The organism is Sphingomonas panni (genome assembly GCF_022664435.1).
Classification (GTDB): Bacteria; Pseudomonadota; Alphaproteobacteria; order Sphingomonadales; family Sphingomonadaceae; genus Sphingomonas; species Sphingomonas panni.
The window spans coordinates 372,139-390,470 of record NZ_JAKREU010000002.1 but is presented as its reverse complement, the minus strand read 5'-3'; the positions used below and the strand labels follow the sequence as shown (position 1 = coordinate 390,470).

Annotated in this window: 21 protein-coding genes; 10 read left to right on the top strand and 11 right to left on the bottom strand. The window is 66.0% G+C overall.

Translation table 11 applies throughout. The features are described from left to right. Nucleotides 1-64 precede the first annotated feature (64 nt). Together MF609_RS06615 and MF609_RS06610 are read left to right on the top strand one after the other, a co-directional pair. Nucleotides 65-901 (top strand): DNA adenine methylase, encoded by an 837-nt coding sequence (locus tag MF609_RS06615; protein WP_242415497.1) that lies wholly within the window; start codon nt 65-67, stop codon nt 899-901. A 102-nt stretch (nt 902-1,003) separates the two neighbouring features. Further along, a complete protein-coding gene (locus MF609_RS06610; RefSeq protein WP_242415496.1) occupies nt 1,004-1,234 on the top strand; it encodes a hypothetical protein in 231 nt (76 codons plus the stop codon). A gap of 34 nt (nt 1,235-1,268) precedes the next feature. Here the strand turns inward: MF609_RS06610 and MF609_RS06605 are convergent, their stop codons facing one another. The 5 genes from MF609_RS06605 to MF609_RS06585 form a co-directional block, all read right to left on the bottom strand. Further along, a complete protein-coding gene (locus MF609_RS06605) occupies nt 1,269-1,520 on the bottom strand; it encodes a helix-turn-helix domain-containing protein (RefSeq protein WP_242415495.1) in 252 nt (83 codons plus the stop codon). Between the two features lie 65 nt (nt 1,521-1,585). After that, complete coding sequence (locus MF609_RS06600) at nt 1,586-2,029, bottom strand: hypothetical protein (RefSeq protein ID WP_242415494.1); 444 nt, start codon at nt 2,027-2,029, stop codon at nt 1,586-1,588. A gap of 15 nt (nt 2,030-2,044) precedes the next feature. Beyond that, nucleotides 2,045-2,392, bottom strand: coding sequence for a hypothetical protein (locus tag MF609_RS06595; protein ID WP_242415493.1), 348 nt, complete (start codon nt 2,390-2,392; stop codon nt 2,045-2,047). 20 nt (nt 2,393-2,412) lie between these two features. Continuing rightward, nucleotides 2,413-2,904, bottom strand: coding sequence for a helix-turn-helix domain-containing protein (locus MF609_RS06590; RefSeq protein ID WP_242415492.1), 492 nt, complete (start codon nt 2,902-2,904; stop codon nt 2,413-2,415). Nucleotides 2,905-3,381: 477 nt separating this feature from the next. Continuing rightward, the gene (locus MF609_RS06585) at nt 3,382-4,167 is read right to left on the bottom strand and encodes a helix-turn-helix domain-containing protein (RefSeq protein WP_242415491.1); all 786 of its coding nucleotides are present in this window, start codon (nt 4,165-4,167) and stop codon (nt 3,382-3,384) included. Between the two features lie 234 nt (nt 4,168-4,401). On the opposite strand from MF609_RS06585, the gene MF609_RS19880 reads away from it, so the two are divergent. Both MF609_RS19880 and trxB read left to right on the top strand, forming a co-directional pair. Then, the gene (locus MF609_RS19880; RefSeq protein ID WP_277991084.1) at nt 4,402-4,536 is read left to right on the top strand and encodes a hypothetical protein; all 135 of its coding nucleotides are present in this window, start codon (nt 4,402-4,404) and stop codon (nt 4,534-4,536) included. Between the two features lie 109 nt (nt 4,537-4,645). Further along, nucleotides 4,646-5,617 (top strand): thioredoxin-disulfide reductase, encoded by a 972-nt coding sequence (gene trxB / locus MF609_RS06580; protein ID WP_242415490.1) that lies wholly within the window; start codon nt 4,646-4,648, stop codon nt 5,615-5,617. A gap of 33 nt (nt 5,618-5,650) precedes the next feature. On the opposite strand, the gene MF609_RS06575 is transcribed toward trxB, so the two are convergent. The 3 genes from MF609_RS06575 to MF609_RS06565 all read right to left on the bottom strand — a co-directional run bounded on the left by MF609_RS06575 (nt 5,651) and on the right by MF609_RS06565 (nt 7,200). Continuing rightward, a complete protein-coding gene (locus MF609_RS06575) occupies nt 5,651-6,607 on the bottom strand; it encodes an aldo/keto reductase (protein WP_242415489.1) in 957 nt (318 codons plus the stop codon). Further along, nucleotides 6,604-6,786, bottom strand: coding sequence for a hypothetical protein (locus tag MF609_RS06570; RefSeq protein WP_242415488.1), 183 nt, complete (start codon nt 6,784-6,786; stop codon nt 6,604-6,606). The genes MF609_RS06575 and MF609_RS06570 overlap by 4 nt, the downstream gene beginning before the upstream one ends. Nucleotides 6,787-6,858: 72 nt before the next feature. Beyond that, nucleotides 6,859-7,200: a hypothetical protein gene (locus tag MF609_RS06565; RefSeq protein WP_242415487.1), complete on the bottom strand. Its 342-nt coding sequence runs from the start codon at nt 7,198-7,200 to the stop codon at nt 6,859-6,861. Nucleotides 7,201-7,329: 129 nt separating this feature from the next. On the opposite strand from MF609_RS06565, the gene MF609_RS06560 reads away from it, so the two are divergent. The 4 genes from MF609_RS06560 (at nt 7,330) to metH (ending at nt 13,094) form a co-directional block, all read left to right on the top strand. Next, nucleotides 7,330-8,283 (top strand): ArsR/SmtB family transcription factor, encoded by a 954-nt coding sequence (locus MF609_RS06560; protein ID WP_242415486.1) that lies wholly within the window; start codon nt 7,330-7,332, stop codon nt 8,281-8,283. Further along, a complete protein-coding gene (metF, locus tag MF609_RS06555) occupies nt 8,280-9,221 on the top strand; it encodes a methylenetetrahydrofolate reductase [NAD(P)H] (protein ID WP_242415485.1) in 942 nt (313 codons plus the stop codon). The genes MF609_RS06560 and metF overlap by 4 nt, the downstream gene beginning before the upstream one ends. A gap of 11 nt (nt 9,222-9,232) precedes the next feature. Further along, complete coding sequence (locus MF609_RS06550; protein WP_242415484.1) at nt 9,233-10,282, top strand: homocysteine S-methyltransferase family protein; 1,050 nt, start codon at nt 9,233-9,235, stop codon at nt 10,280-10,282. 121 nt (nt 10,283-10,403) lie between these two features. After that, the gene (gene metH, locus MF609_RS06545) at nt 10,404-13,094 is read left to right on the top strand and encodes a methionine synthase (RefSeq protein WP_242415483.1); all 2,691 of its coding nucleotides are present in this window, start codon (nt 10,404-10,406) and stop codon (nt 13,092-13,094) included. Here metH and MF609_RS06540 read toward each other — a convergent pair. From MF609_RS06540 to MF609_RS06530, 3 genes are read right to left on the bottom strand one after another with little or no spacing between them, the layout of a single operon-like run. Further along, nucleotides 13,048-13,854 (bottom strand): hydrolase 1, exosortase A system-associated, encoded by an 807-nt coding sequence (locus MF609_RS06540; RefSeq protein WP_242415482.1) that lies wholly within the window; start codon nt 13,852-13,854, stop codon nt 13,048-13,050. The genes metH and MF609_RS06540 overlap by 47 nt on opposite strands. Next, nucleotides 13,839-14,501 (bottom strand): hypothetical protein, encoded by a 663-nt coding sequence (locus tag MF609_RS06535; protein ID WP_242415481.1) that lies wholly within the window; start codon nt 14,499-14,501, stop codon nt 13,839-13,841. Before MF609_RS06535 ends, MF609_RS06540 begins: the two co-directional genes overlap by 16 nt. After that, nucleotides 14,498-14,770 carry an acyl carrier protein gene (locus MF609_RS06530; RefSeq protein ID WP_242415480.1) on the bottom strand — a complete coding sequence of 91 codons (273 nt, stop codon included), beginning with the start codon at nt 14,768-14,770 and terminating at the stop codon, nt 14,498-14,500. The genes MF609_RS06535 and MF609_RS06530 overlap by 4 nt, the downstream gene beginning before the upstream one ends. A 781-nt stretch (nt 14,771-15,551) precedes the next feature. On the opposite strand from MF609_RS06530, the gene MF609_RS06525 reads away from it, so the two are divergent. Beyond that, nucleotides 15,552-17,054, top strand: a complete 1,503-nt coding sequence (locus tag MF609_RS06525; protein WP_242415479.1) for an AMP-binding protein — start codon at nt 15,552-15,554, stop codon at nt 17,052-17,054. Beyond that, nucleotides 17,051-18,283 carry a pyridoxal-dependent decarboxylase, exosortase A system-associated gene (locus MF609_RS06520; protein ID WP_242415478.1) on the top strand — a complete coding sequence of 411 codons (1,233 nt, stop codon included), beginning with the start codon at nt 17,051-17,053 and terminating at the stop codon, nt 18,281-18,283. Before MF609_RS06525 ends, MF609_RS06520 begins: the two co-directional genes overlap by 4 nt. The last annotated feature ends 49 nt before the right edge of the window (nt 18,284-18,332 follow it).

Below are 18,332 nucleotides of genomic sequence, written 5' to 3'. Positions count from 1 at the left end.
GGCCATCTGGCCGCCCCGCACCCGGCAGCGCCGGGCGGGTTCCTAAGAGGCGATCTGATTTCCCATGTATCCAACAATCGTTCGTCCGGTCGCGCCTGCGGCCGGCTATATCGGCGGCAAGCGCAATCTGGCGTCGCGGCTTGTGCCGCTGCTCGATCGCGTCGAGCATGATGGCTATGCCGAGCCCTTCGTCGGGATGGGTGGCATCTTCCTGCGCCGGCGGTCGCGGCCGAAGGCCGAATTCATCAATGACGTGTCGGGCGACGTCGCCACGTTCTTCCGCGTGCTGCAGCGGCACTATGCCTATTTCCTCGACATGCTGCGATTCCGGGTGGCGAGCCGCGCCGAGTTCGAGCGGCTGCGCGCGCAGCCGCCCGAGACGCTGACCGATCTGGAGCGGGCGGTGCGATTCCTCTACCTTCAGCGTCTGGCGTTCGGCGGGAAGGTCGAGAGCCGCAACTTCGGGGTCGACCGCACGCAGGGCGCACGGTTCAATGTCACGAAGCTGGAGCCCATGCTCGCCGATATCCATGAGCGCCTTGCCGGCGTCGTGATCGAGCAGCTGAGCTATGCCGACTTTATCCGGCGCTACGATCGGCCGGGGATGCTGTTCTATCTCGACCCGCCATATTGGGGGTGCGAGACCGACTATGGCAGCGACGTGTTCGGCCGCGACGACTTCACGGCGCTGGCCGATCAGCTCGCCCGCATCAAGGGCCGCTTCGTGCTGTCGATCAACGACACGTCTGGCGCGCGGGAAGTCTTCGGCGCTTTCGCCCAGGTCGTGCTGCCAGTGACCTATTCGATCGGGGGCAGCGCGCCGAAGAAGGTGAGTGAGCTGGTGATCGCCAATTTCGACACCGGCGGCATCGGCGGGGCAGCACCGGCGAACGATCGCTGAGCGGTGTGTGCGGCGGCGGGACATTCTGCCGCCGCGTCGCCGATTGTGGAACAATAGGGGAACAACTATATCTATTTCACCGACTCGCAATGGAGCAGTGGCATGGAGATTGATCGATACGGCGAACGCCGCCCCGACTTCGCCGGGTGGCTGTTGATGCAGCGGGATCGCGGCGATTGGGTCGACGCGATTGCCGACCAGGCGCGTCGCGACCGCGCCTTTCCCCGGTGCGGTACCGCCGACGATGTCCGCGCCCATTTTGAGAAGGCGCAGGCCGACGGCGAGGCACTGGCCGCGCTCGATCATGCCGAGATCGACTATTATGCGTATTGAAAGCAGTTGGGCGACCTTACGAAGGCAGAAAGGCTCACCAAAAATCGGATATGAATTCGTCGAGCTTTGCCTTGCAGTCGCGCGATAGCGTCAACCAGCAACGGCGTTTGTCGTTCGGATCGTTCGTCCGAACAATCAGGCCTGCCTGCTCCATCGTCAGCATATACCGAAGCCAAGTCGTTTGAGCTACGCGAATTAACGGGCCGATGGCGGATACCGCTATTTCCGTTTTTTCTTCTTCAGCCACATATAGTTGAAGAAGCGCGTCCTGTATCGGGTCGGTCATCGGAACAGGCGCAATGGTTGCGACCTTTGCCCGAAACGAAATGATCGCACGCGCCCGGTACGCCATCACGCTCGGTTGCCTCTGGACCAGGACGGGTCGAACCCGTTCGTCTTCATCCGATGGCGATGTCTTAGCGTTCCGACCAAAATGAGAATAAGCGTAGGATACGCGCTCATCGCATGCAGGATCAGATAGACGTCCCGATAGTAGAGCGGCGCGTACCAGATTGCCAATTGCAGCAGTAAGCTGACGATCAGGATCGCAGCCAGCCATAGGAGCCAAAACCTCTCCGCCAGCAATGCCAGCGTCACAATAACGAAAGTGAGAATTGTATCGACGGCGAAAACGCCTACCTCTCGGCCGCCGAAGATGCGGTGCGACGCAACCGCAGCGGTGGCGAAAACAGCAACCACGATTGCCGCCATCGCCGCCCGCTCTGGCGCGCCGCCCCGACTAAAGCTCCACGCGGAAACCGCCAGCAGGGTCGCTAGATAGAGGTAGGCATTCACGCTGGGCGATCGACGTCAGGCAACCAGCGACAGCGATTGCTTGATCGGTTCGGGGTCGCCAGTCGTCGGAAAGATATCGCCGTGAGATGTGGGCTCGAAGAATTCATGTTCGACGCCGATCTCGTGCATCCGCTTGTGGCACCGCCCCAAATGAGCGCGGGCCTCAACCGTCAGCATCATTGCCTTCACGGCGTCAGTCAGCGGCGCTTGTATGATCCCGAATTTCAGTTGCAGTTGCCGACGATCGGCTACCAGGGACTGTACCATGGTCGCGGCGGAAACGATGGCGTCATCTGCGGACTGCTCGGCGGTGAGCAGGCCATGCGTGATATCTGCAATTACCGGATGGAGCGGCTTAACCATCGCGAAACCCCCTGTTCAGATTATGGGCGCAGGTTCGTGAAGATGGCCACGAGGCCTACGGCAGCAACAACCGACATGGCGAGCGCGACGCAAAGCGCCACGACCATACCAACAATCATGAGCAGGCGACGTCCGAGCCCTAACTCGTGAGGCGCGATCATCCGCTCTAGATACAGCATCCTGGAGACCCATCCCCCTGACGCTGCCGGCTCTAGCTGCGAAACCACGGTTGCCCCGGCAGTGACTTCGCCCTCAACCCGATCAATTTCACTGGTATGTTCGGTGGGGGTAGATTCCCTACTATCGGCATCGGCCGAGCGGAGCATCCGAGCGGCTTCCTTTCTATTCCGTGCGCCCAGTTTCTGACGGGCATCCGCGAGGTAGCCGTTCACGGTTGCGGTAGAGATGCCAAGCTCAGCAGCGATTTGACCCGTATCGAAATGCAGGGCGACGAGTTCAAGGCACCGGCGCTCGCGCGGTGTAAGACGGGATAAGGCATTTGATTCGGGCACAGGCGTTCATACCGCCATATCGGACCAAACCAACGTCCCGCAGCTGGACCGATCGGTTGGTCGGTCGCCGCACAAATTGCGTGAACTGCGGTAACCTCAGCGATTGCCGACCCGAATTGCGCGCTATTCCCCCCGCCTCGCCCGCGATCTTTTCGTGGCGTTTTTGACGCATGCCACGCGCAGCCGATCCCCTAGGGTAAAACAGCGGCTGATCGCCGCGATTTGGGCGCGCGCGTGCGACGCAGATCGACGCAGCCAGCGTGCCCGCGCGCGCGACGGCTGAAATTCGAATGGCACGGGTCGTGCTCGTCCCCGTCGCTAAGCCATCGGGGCGGCGCAAGCCGCTCCGGCCGACGGTCGCCGAGGGCGTGTCGGATAGGGGCGGGTGTGCCGTGCGAAGGGGAGGGGACAATCAAATCGGCCTATCGCGTAGCGATTCCTCTTCAATCTTCATTCTACCAGCGGGTAGTCGGCAAACTATGAACTCGCACTAGGCACAAGGCCGTCGCGCTGATCGATCGAGGCGCTCATCCGCGAAAGGATCGCGGCCAGCTCTGGATCTGACGGTGTCGTCGGCCGTGTCGGTTTGGCACCGCCGCGTAGCTTCTTCATCGCGATCGTCAGCAGGTTCTGAAACGTCGACTTCGCCTCGGTGACGAGCTGCGCCGCCCAATCGAAGAAGTAGGCGTTGGAGGTCTGCTCCAGCTGGGGGCCTGCATTGCCCTCAGCCCCTTCCTTAGTCTTCGTCCGACGGACCCAGCAGACGAACCCGAACAACTTCAGCCGGCCGAGAGACGCTTTTACGAAGCCGAGGCTCTTGCCTGTTTCGGCCGCGATCGTGGCGTAGCTGGGGAAGAGCTGGCCCGTCACGTGATTGTACCGATCGAGCAGATACCAAAGGATCGCGCGGTCATCGCCATGCAGCCGCTCGCCGGTCGGTGTGACGTCCTCGCGCGTGCCAGCGCGGCGGTCGGCGCGCGCTTGGCGCAAGTCGATGCTATGCGCGCGGTACAGCCGATCGAATGCGCCGAGTGCTGCGCCCTTGATGGCCGCCCAGTGCTTGCGGCTACCGCCACCATGACGATGCTGACGCCACGGCTGCGCCTTCGGCGAAGCCTCGTGATAGCTATCGCGGCGTACAGGGTCCGTCGCCCCGCGCTCCTTCCGGAAACCAGAAGTGCGGTGCAAAATGTCCGCCGCCAGGCCGCCGAAAGCCGTTCGGTTTTGGTTTGCAAACGACCCGTAAGTCTTTGATTTTGGCACGCTTAATTCATCCCGGATCGGGAAACGTGCTAACTTTCTCAATGAGTTATGGCGGTATCATAATCCTGGGGTCGGGGGTTCAAATCCCTCCTTCGCTACCACCCGCCATGGCCTGAGCGTCGGTTGCCGACGATGCCGTCTCCACATATACTTCATCTGCGGTTCAGCTTCGTCGAACTGGCAGGGCGTTCGTTCGTTGATGGTTAACGACATCAGCGAGAGAGGATAGCCGCCATGCCGATCGTTGCCCCCGTCCGGCCCATGCCCATTCGCGGAGAACGGGACCGCCCGCCTAATCTTGCCGGACTGCTTTTCGGCAGCCTGATTGCCATTCCGCTCTGGGCGGTCATCCTCGCCTTCGTCGTCTAGCAATGCCGGACGCCGCGTACGGCTTGCGCGGGCGATAGTGTTCCCCATGTTGCGTTCGACCCCGCCCCCGGCATAGACGGGCGGCTCGCTTCGAACGGAATTTGATCTCATGGCTGTTACGCACCACACCCGTATGCTCGTCCTCGGTTCGGGACCGGCGGGCCTGTCCGCCGCGATCTATGGCGCGCGGGCGGGCATGGAGCCGATCGTGGTGCAGGGAATCCAGCCCGGCGGCCAGTTGATGACGACCACCGATGTGGAGAACTATCCCGGCTTTCGCGACGTGGTGCAGGGCCCGTGGCTGATGGGGGAGATGCAGGCGCAGGCCGAGCATGTCGGCACGAGGATGATGTGGGACACGATCGTCGATGTCGACGTGTCGAGACGCCCGTTCCGCCTGACGGGCGACAGTGGCGACGTGTATGAGGGTGAGGTGCTGGTCATCGCCACCGGGGCGCAGGCGCGCTGGCTCGGCCTCGAGAGTGAGGAACTGCTGAAGGGCAAGGGCGTTTCGGCCTGTGCGACCTGCGACGGCTTCTTCTATCGCGGGAAGAAGGTTGCGGTGATCGGCGGTGGCAATACGGCGGTCGAGGAAGCGCTGTACCTGACCAACCATAGCGACGACGTGACGATCATCCATCGCCGCGACAGCTTCCGCGCCGAACGCATCCTGCAGCAGCGGCTGTTCGCCAGCGACAAGATCAGCGTGCTGTGGAACAAGCAGGTCGAGCGCTTTGTGGGCGGTGGCGATCCACACGGGCTGGTTGGGATCGAACTGAAGGACACGGTTACCGGCGAATTGTCGATGCTGGAGGTCGATGGCGGCTTCGTGGCGATCGGCCATCACCCGGCGACCGAGCTGTTCCGGGGGCATCTCGCGCTCGACGACGATGGCTATATCGCGGTGGAAACTGGATCGACCCGCACCAGCGTGCCCGGCGTGTTCGCGTGCGGCGACGTGATGGACAAGGTCTATCGCCAGGCGGTGACCGCCGCCGGCACGGGCTGCATGGCAGCGCTGGATGCCGAGCGTTTCCTGCAGGCGGCGGAATTCGAAGAAGTGGCACAGGCCGCGGAGTAAAGGGCGGCCGGGCGTTCGGCCCGGCCATCCGGTTTACACGCCGGCGTCGGTCAGGCGCGCAAGCTGTTCGGTCGTCAGTTCAAGCTGCCACGCGCCGACCAGTTCCTGTAATTGCTCGACGCTTGTGGCGCTGGCGATCGGAGCGGTAACGCCCTCTTGCGCCGCCAGCCATGCCAGCGCGATCTGGGGCAGGGTCGCGCCGGTTTCGGCGGCGACCGCGTCCATCGCGGCCAGAACCGCCGCTCCCTTGCCGGCCAGCAGCTTGGCCATGCCGCCGCCGCGCACGCTTTTCGACAGGTCGGCTTCGGAACGATATTTTCCGGTCAGGAAGCCCGAGGCCAAGCCGTAATAGGGGGCGACGCCGATATTATGCTCAACGCACAGATTCTGCAGCTCACCCTCATATTTGCGGCGGCTGACGAGGTTGTATTCCGGCTGTAGCGCGTGGAAGCGGGGCAGGCCCTCTGACGTGGCCAGATCCAGCGCCGATTTCAGCCGCATGGCCCGGATGTTCGACGCGCCCAGCACCCGGACTTTCCCCGCGTCGATCAGTCGCCCGAACGCCGCCAGATAGTCCGCCTGCGGCGTGTCCTCATCGTCCTGATGCGCATAATAGAGATCGATATGATCGGTGCCCAGCCGCCCGAGCGAGGCTTCGGCCGCCGCCGCGATCCGGGACGGGGCGAGCTTTTCGCCACCGTCGCCGGGAAGCATGCCGACCTTGGTCGCGATCAGCACCCGGTCGCGCTTTCCGGACTGGCGCAGCCATTCGCCGATGATCGTTTCCGATTCGCCGCCCCGGTGCCCGTCGACCCAAGCGGAATAAATGTCGGCGGTGTCGATCATCGTTCCGCCTATGTCGACGAACGCGTCGAGAATGCGGAAACTGGCAGCGCGGTCGACGGTCCAGCCGAACACGTTGCCGCCGAGGATCATCGGCGGCGTGGTCAAGTCGGTCGCGCCCAGCGTGCGGCGGGGGAGGTCGGTCATGGCTGTTCCTTCGGATCGGGGGCGATGGCGTTGGCATCGAGCGCCGCATTGTCGAGCATGGCGGCGGCGTCGTTCAGCGCCGCCGCCTCGTCCTGCGTGACGCCGCCCGGCGCGGACCGGTCGTCGGATGCGCCGCATCCGGCAAGGAGTAGAGCGGCAAGGGCGAGAACTGGACGCATCGATAGTCTCCAAACGAAAAAGGCCGCGTCCCGTTGCTTCGGGACGCGGCCTTGTTTCCTAACCGAACGCGATTAGCGCTGCATGTCGCGACCGGCCTTTTCCAGTTCCTGGCCGGCTTCACGCTGGGCGTTGTCGGCAGCGGCATCGGCCTTGGCCGCACCACGCTCGATCGCTGCGCCAGCGCGATCGGTGGCGTTTTCGATATGGTCGCCGGCACGGTCGGCGGCATTTTCCGCCGCACCGAAGGCGCGGTCGCCGGCAGTCTTCACGTCGTCTACGGCTTCACCCATCGTTGCGTTCACGTCGGCGGCAACGGCGTCGGCCGCCTCGCCGGTTTCGTTCTGTGCCTTCTGGCTGCACGCGCCGACCGAGAATGCGGCGGCGGCGAGCGGCAGCAGAATGAACTTCTTCATGGCGGTTTCCCTTCCGTTATGATCGGGCGCACAACGCGCGACTGCGAGGGCGGTTGCATCGTGCGCGGCGGATCGAGCGCAGCTTATCATCGATTGACCTGATATAAAGATTTCTTTATATCACGTGCCATGGCAACGGCCCTCGACATATTGCGCGCGGCGAGCGACGCGACCCGCTTGCGGGTGCTGGGCCTGTTGCGGTCGATGGAATTGTCGGTCGGCGAACTGGCGCAGGTGCTGGAACAGAGCCAGCCACGCGTCAGCCGCCATATCAAGATCCTGTGCGATGCCGGGCTGACCGTCCGCCGCAAGGAAGGAAGCTGGGTCTTTGTCGCACTCGGCGAGGGAGCGGTGGTCCGTCCTCTGCTCGCCGCACTCGATGCATGGGCAGCCGCGCCCGATCCGTCGGTCGAGGCTGACAGCGTGCGACTGGCAGAGGTCCGCGCGGACCGTGCCGCTGCTGCGGCTGCGTGGTTCGAGGCGCATGCCGGCGAATGGGACGCGATCCGGTCGCTGCACGTCGCCGAGGAACAGGTCGAACGAGCGATGCTGGGGGCGCTGGGAGACACGCGCATCGGCCTGCTGGTCGATATCGGGACCGGCACCGGGCGGATGCTGGAGCTGTTCGCGCCGCAGGCGGAACAGGCGATCGGTATTGACCGATCGTCGGAAATGCTGCGGCTGGCGCGGGCGAAGCTGACCGAGCGCGGGCTGGAGCATGCCGAACTGCGGCAGGCGGATATTCAGGCGCTGCCGCTCGACACCGGCGCGGCGGATGCGGCGGTGCTGCACCATGTCCTGCATTTCGTGCAGCATCCGGGCGCTGCGATCGCCGAGGCGGCGCGGATCTTGCGGCCCGGTGGTCGGCTGTTGATCTGCGATTTCGCACCGCATGAGCGCGAAGAGTTGCGCGTCCGCGATGCCCATGCGCGACTGGGCTTTTCCGACGAACAGATGCTGGGCTGGTTCGCGAGGACCGGATTGTCGCCGGTGTCGATCGAGACGCTGGGCGGCGGCGAATTGACCGTGAAGCTGTGGATGGCGCGGCGCGCCGGTGACGTACAAGAGGTGAAGGCGGCATGACTCCTACGATTTCCGATCTCGAAGAGGCGCGCCGCGCGCTTGATGCGCCGTTGTTCGCCGATCTGGCCGGCGATTGTGCGGTCAGCTTTGAATTCTTCCCGCCCAAGACCGAGAAGATGGAAGCGGCACTATGGGAAACCGTGCGCGCGCTGGAGCCGCTGGCGCCGAAGTTCGTCAGCGTCACCTATGGCGCGGGCGGTTCGACGCGGGAGCGGACCCATGCGACGGTGGCCCGGATCGCGCGCGAAACGTCGATGCCTGCCGCTGCGCACCTGACCTGTGTCGAAGCGAGCCGGGCGGAAATCGATCAGGTCGCGCAGGAATATTGGGCGGCCGGCGTGCGCCACATCGTCGCGCTGCGCGGCGATCCGCCGACCATGGGGCAGAAGTTCGTCGCCCATCCCGATGGTTATGAGAACGCCGCCGCGCTTGTCGCGGGCCTGCAGAAGCTGCACCCGTTCGAGATTTCGGTCGCGGCCTATCCCGAATGCCACCCGGATTCGGAGCATCAGGCCGCCGACCTCGATAATCTGAAGCGCAAGATCGATGCGGGTGCGACCCGCGCGATCACGCAGTTCTTCTTCACACCCGAGGCGTTCTTCCGCTTCCGCGACGCGGCCGCGGCGGCCGGCATCAACGCCGATCTGGTGCCCGGCATCCTGCCGGTGTCGAACGTCGCGCAGGTCCGCAAATTCGCCGGCATGTGCGGCGCGTCGATCCCGGCATGGATGGACCGCCTGTTCGAAGGGCTGGACGATCATCCCGGTGCGCGCGCACTGGTCGCCGCGACCGTCGCGGCGGAGATGTGCCGCAAGCTGTACGCCGGCGGTGTGCGCGACTTCCATTTCTACACGCTCAACCGCGCCGAATTGTCCTATGCCATCTGCCACCTGCTGGGGTTGCGGCCGAAGGCGAAGCCGGTCGCGGTTGCGGCCTGAGGGGAACGAATATGTCCGATGCCCGTCAACGGCTGAATGCCGAAGCCGCCCAGCGCGTCCTCATCACCGATGGCGCGTTCGGTACCGAAATCCAGAACTGGAAACTGTCCGAGGCCGATTATGCCGGCACGCTGACGCTCGGCCACGACCAGAAGGGCAATAACGACATATTGGCGATCACCAAGCCGGAGGTGCCGGAGACGATTACCCGCGCCTATCTGGACGCCGGGTCGGACATCGTGTCGACCAATACCTTCAGCGCGAACCTCATCAGCCAGGCGGATTATGGTGCCGAGGCGCTGGTCGCCGACATCAATATCGAAAGCGCACGCATCGCCCGCCGGCTGGCCGACGACTATGCCTCCCGCGATGGCCGCCCGCGCTTTGTGGCGGGGGCGATCGGGCCGACCAACAAGACGCTGTCGCTTAGCCCCGACGTCAACGATCCGGGCTATCGCGAGATTGATTTCGACTATCTGAAGGGTGTGTATCGCGAACAGATCGACGCGCTGGTCACCGGCGGCATCGATTTCGTGCTGATCGAGACGGTATTCGATACGCTGAACGCCAAGGCCGGCGTACTGGCTGCGATTGAGGCGGGGCAGGCACTGGGCCGCGATCTGCCGATCATGTTGTCGATGACGTTGACCGACCTGTCGGGCCGTAACCTGTCGGGTCACACGGTCGAGGCGTTCTGGCACGCGATCCGCCATGCGAAACCGGTGACGATCGGGCTGAACTGTTCGTTCGGCGCGGAACAGCTGCGCCCGCATGTGAAGACGCTGAGCGAAATTTGCGATACGCTCATCATGGTTTACCCCAATGCCGGCCTGCCCAACGAACTGGGCGCCTATGACGAGGCACCCGCGACGACGGCCGCGCTCGTCGGCGACTGGGCCGATCATGGGCAGGTGAATGTGCTGGGCGGCTGCTGCGGATCGACGCCGGCCCATATCAAGGCGATGGCCGAGCGGGTGAAGGGCGTCGCCCCGCGCAAGGTGCCGGGCGTGCCGGTGCAGACACGTCTCGCCGGGCTGGAGCCGTTCACGATGGCGGCTTGACCGCTAAAAGCCCTCTCCCCTCGAGGGGAGAGGGTTGGGAGAGGGGAAGTCCACCGCCCTCTCCGCAACTTCCCCTCTCCCCGACCCTCTCCCCTCAAGGGGAGAGGGAGAGAAAGCTGACATGACCAACGCCTCGACCAATTTCGTCAATATCGGCGAACGCACCAACGTGACCGGATCGGCCCGCTTCAAGAAGCTGGTGATGGCGGGCGACTATGCCGCCGCGGTCGAGGTCGCGGTGCAGCAGGTCGAGAGCGGGGCACAGGTCCTCGACGTCAACATGGACGAAGGGTTGCTCGACGCGCATCACGCGATGACGACGTTCCTGAAGCTGATCCAGGCCGAACCGGATATCGCCCGCATTCCGGTGATGGTCGACAGTTCGAAATGGGACGTGATCGAGGCGGGCCTGAAATGCGTGTCCGGCAAGCCGATCGTGAACTCGATCAGCATGAAGGAAGGCGAGGAGCAGTTCCTGCACCACGCCCGCATCTGCATGAACTATGGCGCGGCGGTGGTCGTGATGGCGTTCGACGAGGTCGGGCAGGCCGATACGAAGGAACGCAAGGTCGAGATTTGCGAGCGCGCCTACAAGCTGCTGACCGGCATCGGCTTTCCGCCCGAGGACATCATCTTCGATCCCAACATTTTCGCGGTGGCGACCGGGATCGAGGAGCATAACAATTACGGCGTCGACTTCATTGAGGCGTGCCGCGAGATCAAGGCGCGCTGCCCGCACTGCCATATTTCGGGCGGGCTATCGAACCTGTCGTTCAGTTTTCGCGGCAACGAGCCGGTGCGCCGGGCGATGCACTCGATCTTCCTCTATCACGCCATTCCGGCGGGGATGGACATGGGGATCGTCAATGCGGGGCAGCTCGACGTGTACGACACGATCGACCCGGACCTGCGCACCGCGTGCGAGGACGTCATCCTCAACCGTGACCCGGATGCGACCGAGCGGCTGATCGCGCTGGCGGAGAAGTACAAGGGCACCGACGCGGTCGCGGAGAAGGCGGCGGCCGAGTGGCGCTCGCTGCCGGTCGTCAAGCGGCTGGAATATGCGCTGGTCAAGGGCATCGATGCGCACGTCGTCGACGATACCGAGGAATGCCGCCAGCAGTTCGCCCGACCGATCGAGGTGATCGAGGGGCCGCTGATGGACGGGATGAACGTCGTCGGCGACCTGTTCGGGTCGGGCAAGATGTTCCTGCCGCAGGTCGTGAAGTCCGCGCGGGTGATGAAGAAGGCGGTGGCGCACCTGCTGCCTTTCATCGAGGCGGCGAAGGAGCCGGGGGCCAAGGGGAAGGGCAAGATCATCATGGCGACCGTCAAGGGCGACGTGCATGATATCGGCAAGAACATCGTCGGTGTCGTCCTGCAGTGCAACGGCTTCGACGTGGTCGACCTGGGCGTGATGGTGCCGTGGACGAAGATCCTGGAAGCCGCGAACGAGAATGACGCCGACATGATCGGCCTGTCGGGTCTTATCACGCCGTCGCTGGACGAGATGGTGACGGTCGCCGAGGAGATGAAGCGGGCTGGCATGACCATGCCGCTGCTGATCGGCGGCGCCACCACCTCGAAGGTCCATACCGCGCTGCGCATTTCGCCGGCCTATGACGGGCCGATCGTCCATGTCCTCGACGCGTCGCGCGCGGTGGGTGTTGCGACGACATTGGTCAGCGATACCGGACGCGATGCCTATGTCGATCAGGTTGCGGCGGAATATGAGGCGGTGCGCGTGGCGCGCGCGGGCAAGGGGCAGAGCGATCTCGCCCCGATTGCCGAGGCGCGGGCCAATGCGGCGGTCGTCGATTTCGCGCAGAAGCCGGCCGCGCCGAACCGGCCGGGGCGGCATGTGTTCGACGATTGGGACCTGGCCGACCTGCGCGACTATATCGACTGGACGCCGTTCTTCCGTGCGTGGGAGCTGGCCGGGAATTTCCCCGCCATTCTGACGGATGAGGTGGTCGGCGAGAGCGCGACGTCGCTCTATGCCGATGCGCAGGTGATGCTCGACCGGATCATCGGCGAGAACTGGCTGACCGCGCGCGGTGTCGCGGCATTGTGGCATTGCCGGCGTGATGGCGACGACGTGATCGTCGACGTGCCTGCCGAACAGTTGGAACCGGCGATGGAAGCGGGCCGGGTGTCGCCGCTGTCGGGCGTACCGCACGACTTTGCCACGCCGATGCAGACGACCCATGCCACCCATGCGATCCGGATGCCGTTCCTGCGCCAGCAGGTGAAGAAGCGCGAGGGGCGGGCGAATATGTGCCTCGCCGACTTCATCGATCCGGCGGGGGACTGGATGGGTGGCTTCGCGGTCGGCATCCATGGGATCGACCCGCATATCGCCCGGTTCAAGGCCGAGAACGATGACTATCAGGACATCCTGCTGAAGGCGCTGGCCGACCGCCTTGCCGAGGCGTTCGCCGAGCGACTGCACCATCATGTGCGGACCGAACTATGGGGCTATGCGGCGGGTGAGCAACTGACCAACGAGGCGATTATCCGCGAGCAATATCGCGGAATCCGGCCCGCGCCCGGCTATCCGGCATGTCCCGACCATAGCCAGAAGCCGATCCTGTTCGACATGCTGGGCGCCGGCCAAGCCACTGGAATCACGCTGACCGACAGCTTCGCCATGCTGCCGACCGCCGCCGTGTCGGGCTTCTATTTCGGGCACCCCGACAGCGCCTATTTCGGGGTGGCGCGGGTCGGGCGGGACCAGCTGGAGGACTATGCCACCCGCCGGGGTGTCAGCGTAGAGCAGGCGGAGCGGTGGCTGCGGCCCAATCTCGACTAAGGGCATCCAGCAGGCGGTCGCGGAGCCAGTCGGCATCGCCGGGACGGGCGAAGCTGTGGCTGTCGCTGTCGCGGTGGTGCAGGGCGGTAAGGTGGCGAAGGTGCCACGCATCGAGGAATGCCACGGCGGTGTGATCGCGGGTGGCGAGCAGGATGTCGGTGGGGGTGCCTGAGGACAGGCCGGCGGTGAAGGCGCGGGTCAGGTCGGTTTGGCGGGGGCGGCGGCGTGCCAAAGTAGCCAAACCTCGCGCGAGGCGGCGGAAGTTGACGCCGCCGGTCAGCAGGCGCTTCCATTCCGCCGGCGAGGACAGGTGCGCGGCATAGGTTGCGCGGATCGCTGCGGGGGGCGGCAGATCGCCCGAAGGCTCGACGATCCAAGGGTTTGCGAGGACGAGGCGGTCGATGCGTGCCTGTGCATGGAACAGCGCCAGTGCGGTCGCGGCGTCGCAATTGCCGAACGCAACCATCCGCGTGATACCGGTTTGTTCGCGCAAGGCGGCGGCGGCGGCGGCGATATCGGGTGCGCTGGAGCGGAAGCCGTCGTTGCGGCCGGTCGAATCGCCGATCCCACGTCGGTCGAAGCGCAGCACCGGATAGCCCGCGGCGGCGATCGCGGCGGCAAGCAGCGCCTGCCCGCGATGCGCGCCGATGCGCAGTTCGTTGCCGCCCGACACGATCAGCAAGCCGGTCGTCCCGCTGGCTACATCGAGCGTGCCCGCCAGCGTTTCGCCCGCGCAGGGAAAGGTTACCAGCCGACGCACGCGCGGCTCCATGCGGCGAGGTCGTCGGCCAGCCGGTCGGCCAGAACCGGGTCGTCGCCCGGCTCGGCCCGTCGCCACAGCGGCGCGGCGTCGATGCGAAGGTCCGCGTCGGCGGGATCGGTGCCGAGGCGGACGATGCGGCGGGGATGGATGTCGCACGGGGTCGCCGCGTCGAGTTCGTCCAGTAGCGTCGTGGCGATGCGGTTGCCGGCAACATCGACGGTTGCGGTGCTGCGGTCGATCCGGCCGGCGATGCGGCCGAGTTCGCGGACGAGCGCGGTGCCGGGTTGCGGCGACAGGTGCCAGCGACCCGCGAGGTCGGCGTCGCAATCGAGCAAGGCCCCGGCGCGGATCGATGCGCCGATCACCGGGCGGTCGGTCGCGGCCACCAGCGCAGTGACGGCAGCGCGCCAGTCGGCCAGCGTCGCGGCTTCGGTGGCGAGCAGGCTTTCGCACTGACCGGGCAGGTCGGGCAGCATCGAGGCGATGTTGCGCACCGCCAGCGCCCGCAACAGGCCCACCGCGAAGGTCCGCGTGCGGTTCGCTTCCTCGAAGGGAGGCAGCAGCAGCAATACGACCGGACCGGCATCGGGACCGAAGCGCCACAACGCCTCATGCCCGCCGGGCCAGTCGTAGCGATCGATCAAGCGGGAACCTTGGCGCGGGCGAAGGCGACCAACGAGCCGAAGCTTTCGAGCGTGTCGCCGTCGATATCGTCATCCTCGATCAGGATGCCGAGCCGGTCCTCGATCTCGGTCAGGACGCCGGCCACCGCCATCGAATCGAGTTCGGGCAAGGCGCCGAACAACGGCGTATCGTCGTCGAACGCCGCCGCCCGTTCGTCGGACAGGCCGAGTACGTCGCGCAGCACCGCGCGCACCGTTTCCTCGATCGAACCCGAACCTGTCTGGATCACGCAGCTACTCCCCTGTTTGGGTGGGGGTTTAGGGGTTGTCGGGGGTGCTGCCAAGCGGGGTGTTTCGGTCGCCGGGTGGTGGGCGGGGGCCGTTATTGCCGTATTCCCGCGCAGGCCGGAATCTAGGCACCTGATCGCCGTCGCTCGCGGGGCACCACGGGGTATCCCCGCGCAGGCGGGGATCCAGGGTTGGTAATCGCGGGCGTTGGTTCGTTTGGCCCTGGACCCCCGCCTGCGCGGGGGTACGTGTAAAGTGCGATTTGCGCTGCGGTGCGGCCGTTCTGGACCCCCGCCTGCGCGGGGGTACGGTCTCTTTTTTGCGCGCAGATGCGGAGCTGTCGTGAGGTGTGCTTGCGGTGCTTTCACACGCGGCTGGTCGTCTTTGCGGTCACCGGACGATTGCTTCATTCCCATCGTCACTCCCGCGGAGGCGGGAGTCCATATGCGCCAGCGCCTGCGAATCCAGTCGAGGCGTCAGCGTTTATGGATTCCCGCCTGCGCGGGAATGACGGAGATGCACGATTGTCGGTGAATGTCGGTCGGCTCTGGCTCTGGCGGCGGAAAAAGCGGGACCCCGGGTCAAGCCCGGGGTGACGGGAAGGACAGCGCCGACATGGTGCTGAAGCGTACCCGTTACGCGTCAAGCCTGGAGTGACGTGGGGGTGAGGTCTGCACCCTCTCGGCCGACCTGGGACAGTAAGTTGAACGAGGGATGGCGTGGGCGGTGGGGGGATCGCGTCGCCCCCTGTATCTGCCGAGGGATCGGCGCTAGGGGGTGACGATGGACATTCCGCCCGCCCGGACGATCGATCATCTTCCTTCGCTGGGCAGGGCGCAGGATGCGGCGCTGATCGACCGGGACGGGGCGCTGACCTTTGCCGAATTGGAGTCCGCTGTCGCGCTGATGGCGGGCGGGTTGCGGGCGCTGGGCCTCGAACCGGGCGCGCGAGTGGCGACGTGGTTGCCGAAGACGCGGACCGCGTGCCTGATGCCGCTGGCGGCGGCGCGGGCGGGGCTGGTGCATGTGCCGGTCAACCCGTCGCTGAAACGGGCGCAGGTGGCGCATATCCTGTCGGACAGCGGGGCAGTGGTGCTGGTGACGCAGGCGGCGCGGGTCGCGGCGCTGGAGCCGGGGGATGTGCCGGAGGGATGCCGCGTGCTGACCGAAGCGCCGCAGGGCGATCCCGTGGCGGCGGCGGAACGCAATCCGACCGCATTGGCCGCGATCCTCTATACCTCCGGGTCGACCGGGCGGCCCAAGGGGGTGATGCTGTCCCATGCCAATCTGTGGCTGGGGGCGGTGTCGGTCACGCAATATCTGAAACTGACCCGCGACGACCGGGTGCTGGCGGTGCTGCCGCTCAGCTTCGATTACGGACAGAACCAGCTGTTTTCGACCTGGGTTGCGGGCGGGGCGGTGGTGCCGCTCGATTACCTCACCGCGCGAGACGTGGTGAAGGCGGTCGAGCGGTTCGAGGTGACGACGCTGGCCGGCGTGCCGCCGCTCTGGACGCAGTTGCTGGAGGCGGCATGGCCGGCGGAAACGGCGGCGCGGTTGCAGCGGCTGACCAATTCGGGCGGGGCGCTGACCCCGCGCATGGTGCGGGCGTTGCGCGAACGGTTCGCGGGCGCGGACCTCTATGCGATGTACGGCCTGACCGAGGCGTTCCGGTCGACCTATCTCCTGCCCGAACGGATCGACGCGAACCCCGATGCGATCGGGGCGGCGATCCCCTTTGCCGAGGTGGCGGTGGTGCGCGCCGATGGCAGCCGCGCGGAGAAGGACGAGCCGGGCGAACTGGTCCATGCCGGGCCGCTGGTGGCGCAGGGATATTGGCGGGATGCCGAACGGACCGCCGTGCGGTTCCGGCCCGCGCCCGGCTGGATGGAGAGCGGCGGCATGGCGGTGTGGTCCGGCGATACGGTGGCGCTGGGCAGCGACGGGCTGCTGCGCTTCGTCGGGCGCGATGACGAGATGATGAAGGTGGCGGGCAACCGGATCAGCCCGACCGAAGTGGAGGAAGCGGTGCTGGCGGGCGGCGAAGTGGCGGAGGCGATCGCAGTCGGCCTGCCCGACGAACGGCAGGGGCAGGCGATCACCGTGGTCGCACGCGCGCTGGTCGAGGATGCCGAGGCAGCCGTACGGGCGCGGTTGCGGCGCGACCTGCCCAGTTTCCAGCAGCCGTCGCACTATGTCTGGATCGATGCCCTGCCGCGCAATGCGAACGGCAAGCTCGACCGGGTCGCGGTGCGGGCGCTGGCGCAACGGGCGGTGCAGGCATGAAGCCGGTCGGGCCGATCCCGGCGGATTTTGCCGGACAGTCGCGGCTGACGGTCGGCGGCGTCGATTTCGCCGAGTCGCTGGAACGGGCAGGCGATACGCCGGCATTCCTGTATGACGGCGCGGCGATGGCGGCGCGGGTCGCGCGGCTGCGGGCGGCGCTGCCGGCGCAGGTCCGCGTGCATTATGCAATCAAGGCCAATCCGCATCCCGACGTCCTGACCGCGATGGCCGGCCTGGTCGACGGGCTGGACGTGGCATCTGGCGGCGAGCTGGCCAAGGCGCTGACGGTCAAGCCGGCGGCGGCGATCAGCTTTGCCGGGCCGGGCAAGCGCGACGACGAACTGGCGGCGGCAATTACCGCGGGCGCGACACTGCATGTCGAATCGGAGGGCGAGGCCGACCGGGCGGTGGCGATCGGCGACCGGTTGGGACTGACCCCGCGCATCGCCGTGCGGGTGAACCCGGATTTCGAACTGCGCGGGTCGGGGATGCGGATGGGCGGGCGCGCGTCGCCGTTCGGCGTGGATGCGGTGCGGGTGCCGGCGCTGGTGCGGCGGCTGGTCGCGAGCGGCGCGGACTGGCATGGCTTCCATATCTTTGCCGGATCGCAGACGCTCGACAGCGCGGCGATTATCGAGGCGCAGGCGGCGACGCTGGCGCTGGCCGAGCGATTGGCGGAGAAGGCGGGCGCGGTGCCGGCGTTCGTCAACCTGGGCGGCGGGTTCGGTATCCCCTATTTCGCGGGGGACTTGGCCGTGGATGTCGAGGGCGTCGGACGGGCGCTGGGCGAGGCGCTCGACCGGCGGGCGGCGGTGCTGGCCCAGACCGGTTTCGCGGTCGAACTGGGCCGCTGGCTGGTCGGCGAGGCGGGCGTCTATTGCACCCGCGTCGTCGATGTGAAGGAGAGCGGCGGCGAGACCTTCGTCGTGGTCGATGGCGGGTTGCACCATCAACTGGCGGCCAGCGGCAATTTCGGGACGGTGGTCCGCCGCAACTATCCGGTGGCGGTGGCCGGGCGGATGGACGCCGCGCCGGTGATGACCGCTTCGGTCGTCGGGTGCCTCTGCACCCCGCTCGACCGGCTGGCGGACCGGGTGGCGCTGCCCCCCGTCGCGGTCGGGGATGTGATCGTGCTGTTCCAGGCGGGCGCCTATGGCGCGACGGCCAGCCCGGCGGCGTTCCTCGGCCATCCGCCAGCGCGCGAGCTGTTTGTCCCATCGCGGGACTGAATGATCCGTACGGCTTGCGGGGTGCGGGGCGGGGGAATTGCCGCTATAC

Coding starts and splice junctions, on each gene's coding strand:
- MF609_RS06575 (WP_242415489.1), bottom strand. CDS start 6,607: ATGACCGACCTCCCCCGCCGCACGCTGGGCGCGACCGACTTGACCACG.
- MF609_RS06565 (WP_242415487.1), bottom strand. CDS start 7,200: ATGAAGAAGTTCATTCTGCTGCCGCTCGCCGCCGCCGCATTCTCGGTC.
- MF609_RS06615 (WP_242415497.1), top strand. CDS start 65: ATGTATCCAACAATCGTTCGTCCGGTCGCGCCTGCGGCCGGCTATATC.
- MF609_RS06520 (WP_242415478.1), top strand. CDS start 17,051: ATGAAGCCGGTCGGGCCGATCCCGGCGGATTTTGCCGGACAGTCGCGG.
- MF609_RS06610 (WP_242415496.1), top strand. CDS start 1,004: ATGGAGATTGATCGATACGGCGAACGCCGCCCCGACTTCGCCGGGTGG.
- MF609_RS06605 (WP_242415495.1), bottom strand. CDS start 1,520: ATGACCGACCCGATACAGGACGCGCTTCTTCAACTATATGTGGCTGAA.
- metH (WP_242415483.1), top strand. CDS start 10,404: ATGACCAACGCCTCGACCAATTTCGTCAATATCGGCGAACGCACCAAC.
- metF (WP_242415485.1), top strand. CDS start 8,280: ATGACTCCTACGATTTCCGATCTCGAAGAGGCGCGCCGCGCGCTTGAT.
- MF609_RS19880 (WP_277991084.1), top strand. CDS start 4,402: ATGCCGATCGTTGCCCCCGTCCGGCCCATGCCCATTCGCGGAGAACGG.
- MF609_RS06560 (WP_242415486.1), top strand. CDS start 7,330: ATGGCAACGGCCCTCGACATATTGCGCGCGGCGAGCGACGCGACCCGC.
- MF609_RS06550 (WP_242415484.1), top strand. CDS start 9,233: ATGTCCGATGCCCGTCAACGGCTGAATGCCGAAGCCGCCCAGCGCGTC.
- MF609_RS06595 (WP_242415493.1), bottom strand. CDS start 2,392: ATGGTTAAGCCGCTCCATCCGGTAATTGCAGATATCACGCATGGCCTG.
- MF609_RS06525 (WP_242415479.1), top strand. CDS start 15,552: ATGGACATTCCGCCCGCCCGGACGATCGATCATCTTCCTTCGCTGGGC.
- MF609_RS06570 (WP_242415488.1), bottom strand. CDS start 6,786: ATGCGTCCAGTTCTCGCCCTTGCCGCTCTACTCCTTGCCGGATGCGGC.
- trxB (WP_242415490.1), top strand. CDS start 4,646: ATGGCTGTTACGCACCACACCCGTATGCTCGTCCTCGGTTCGGGACCG.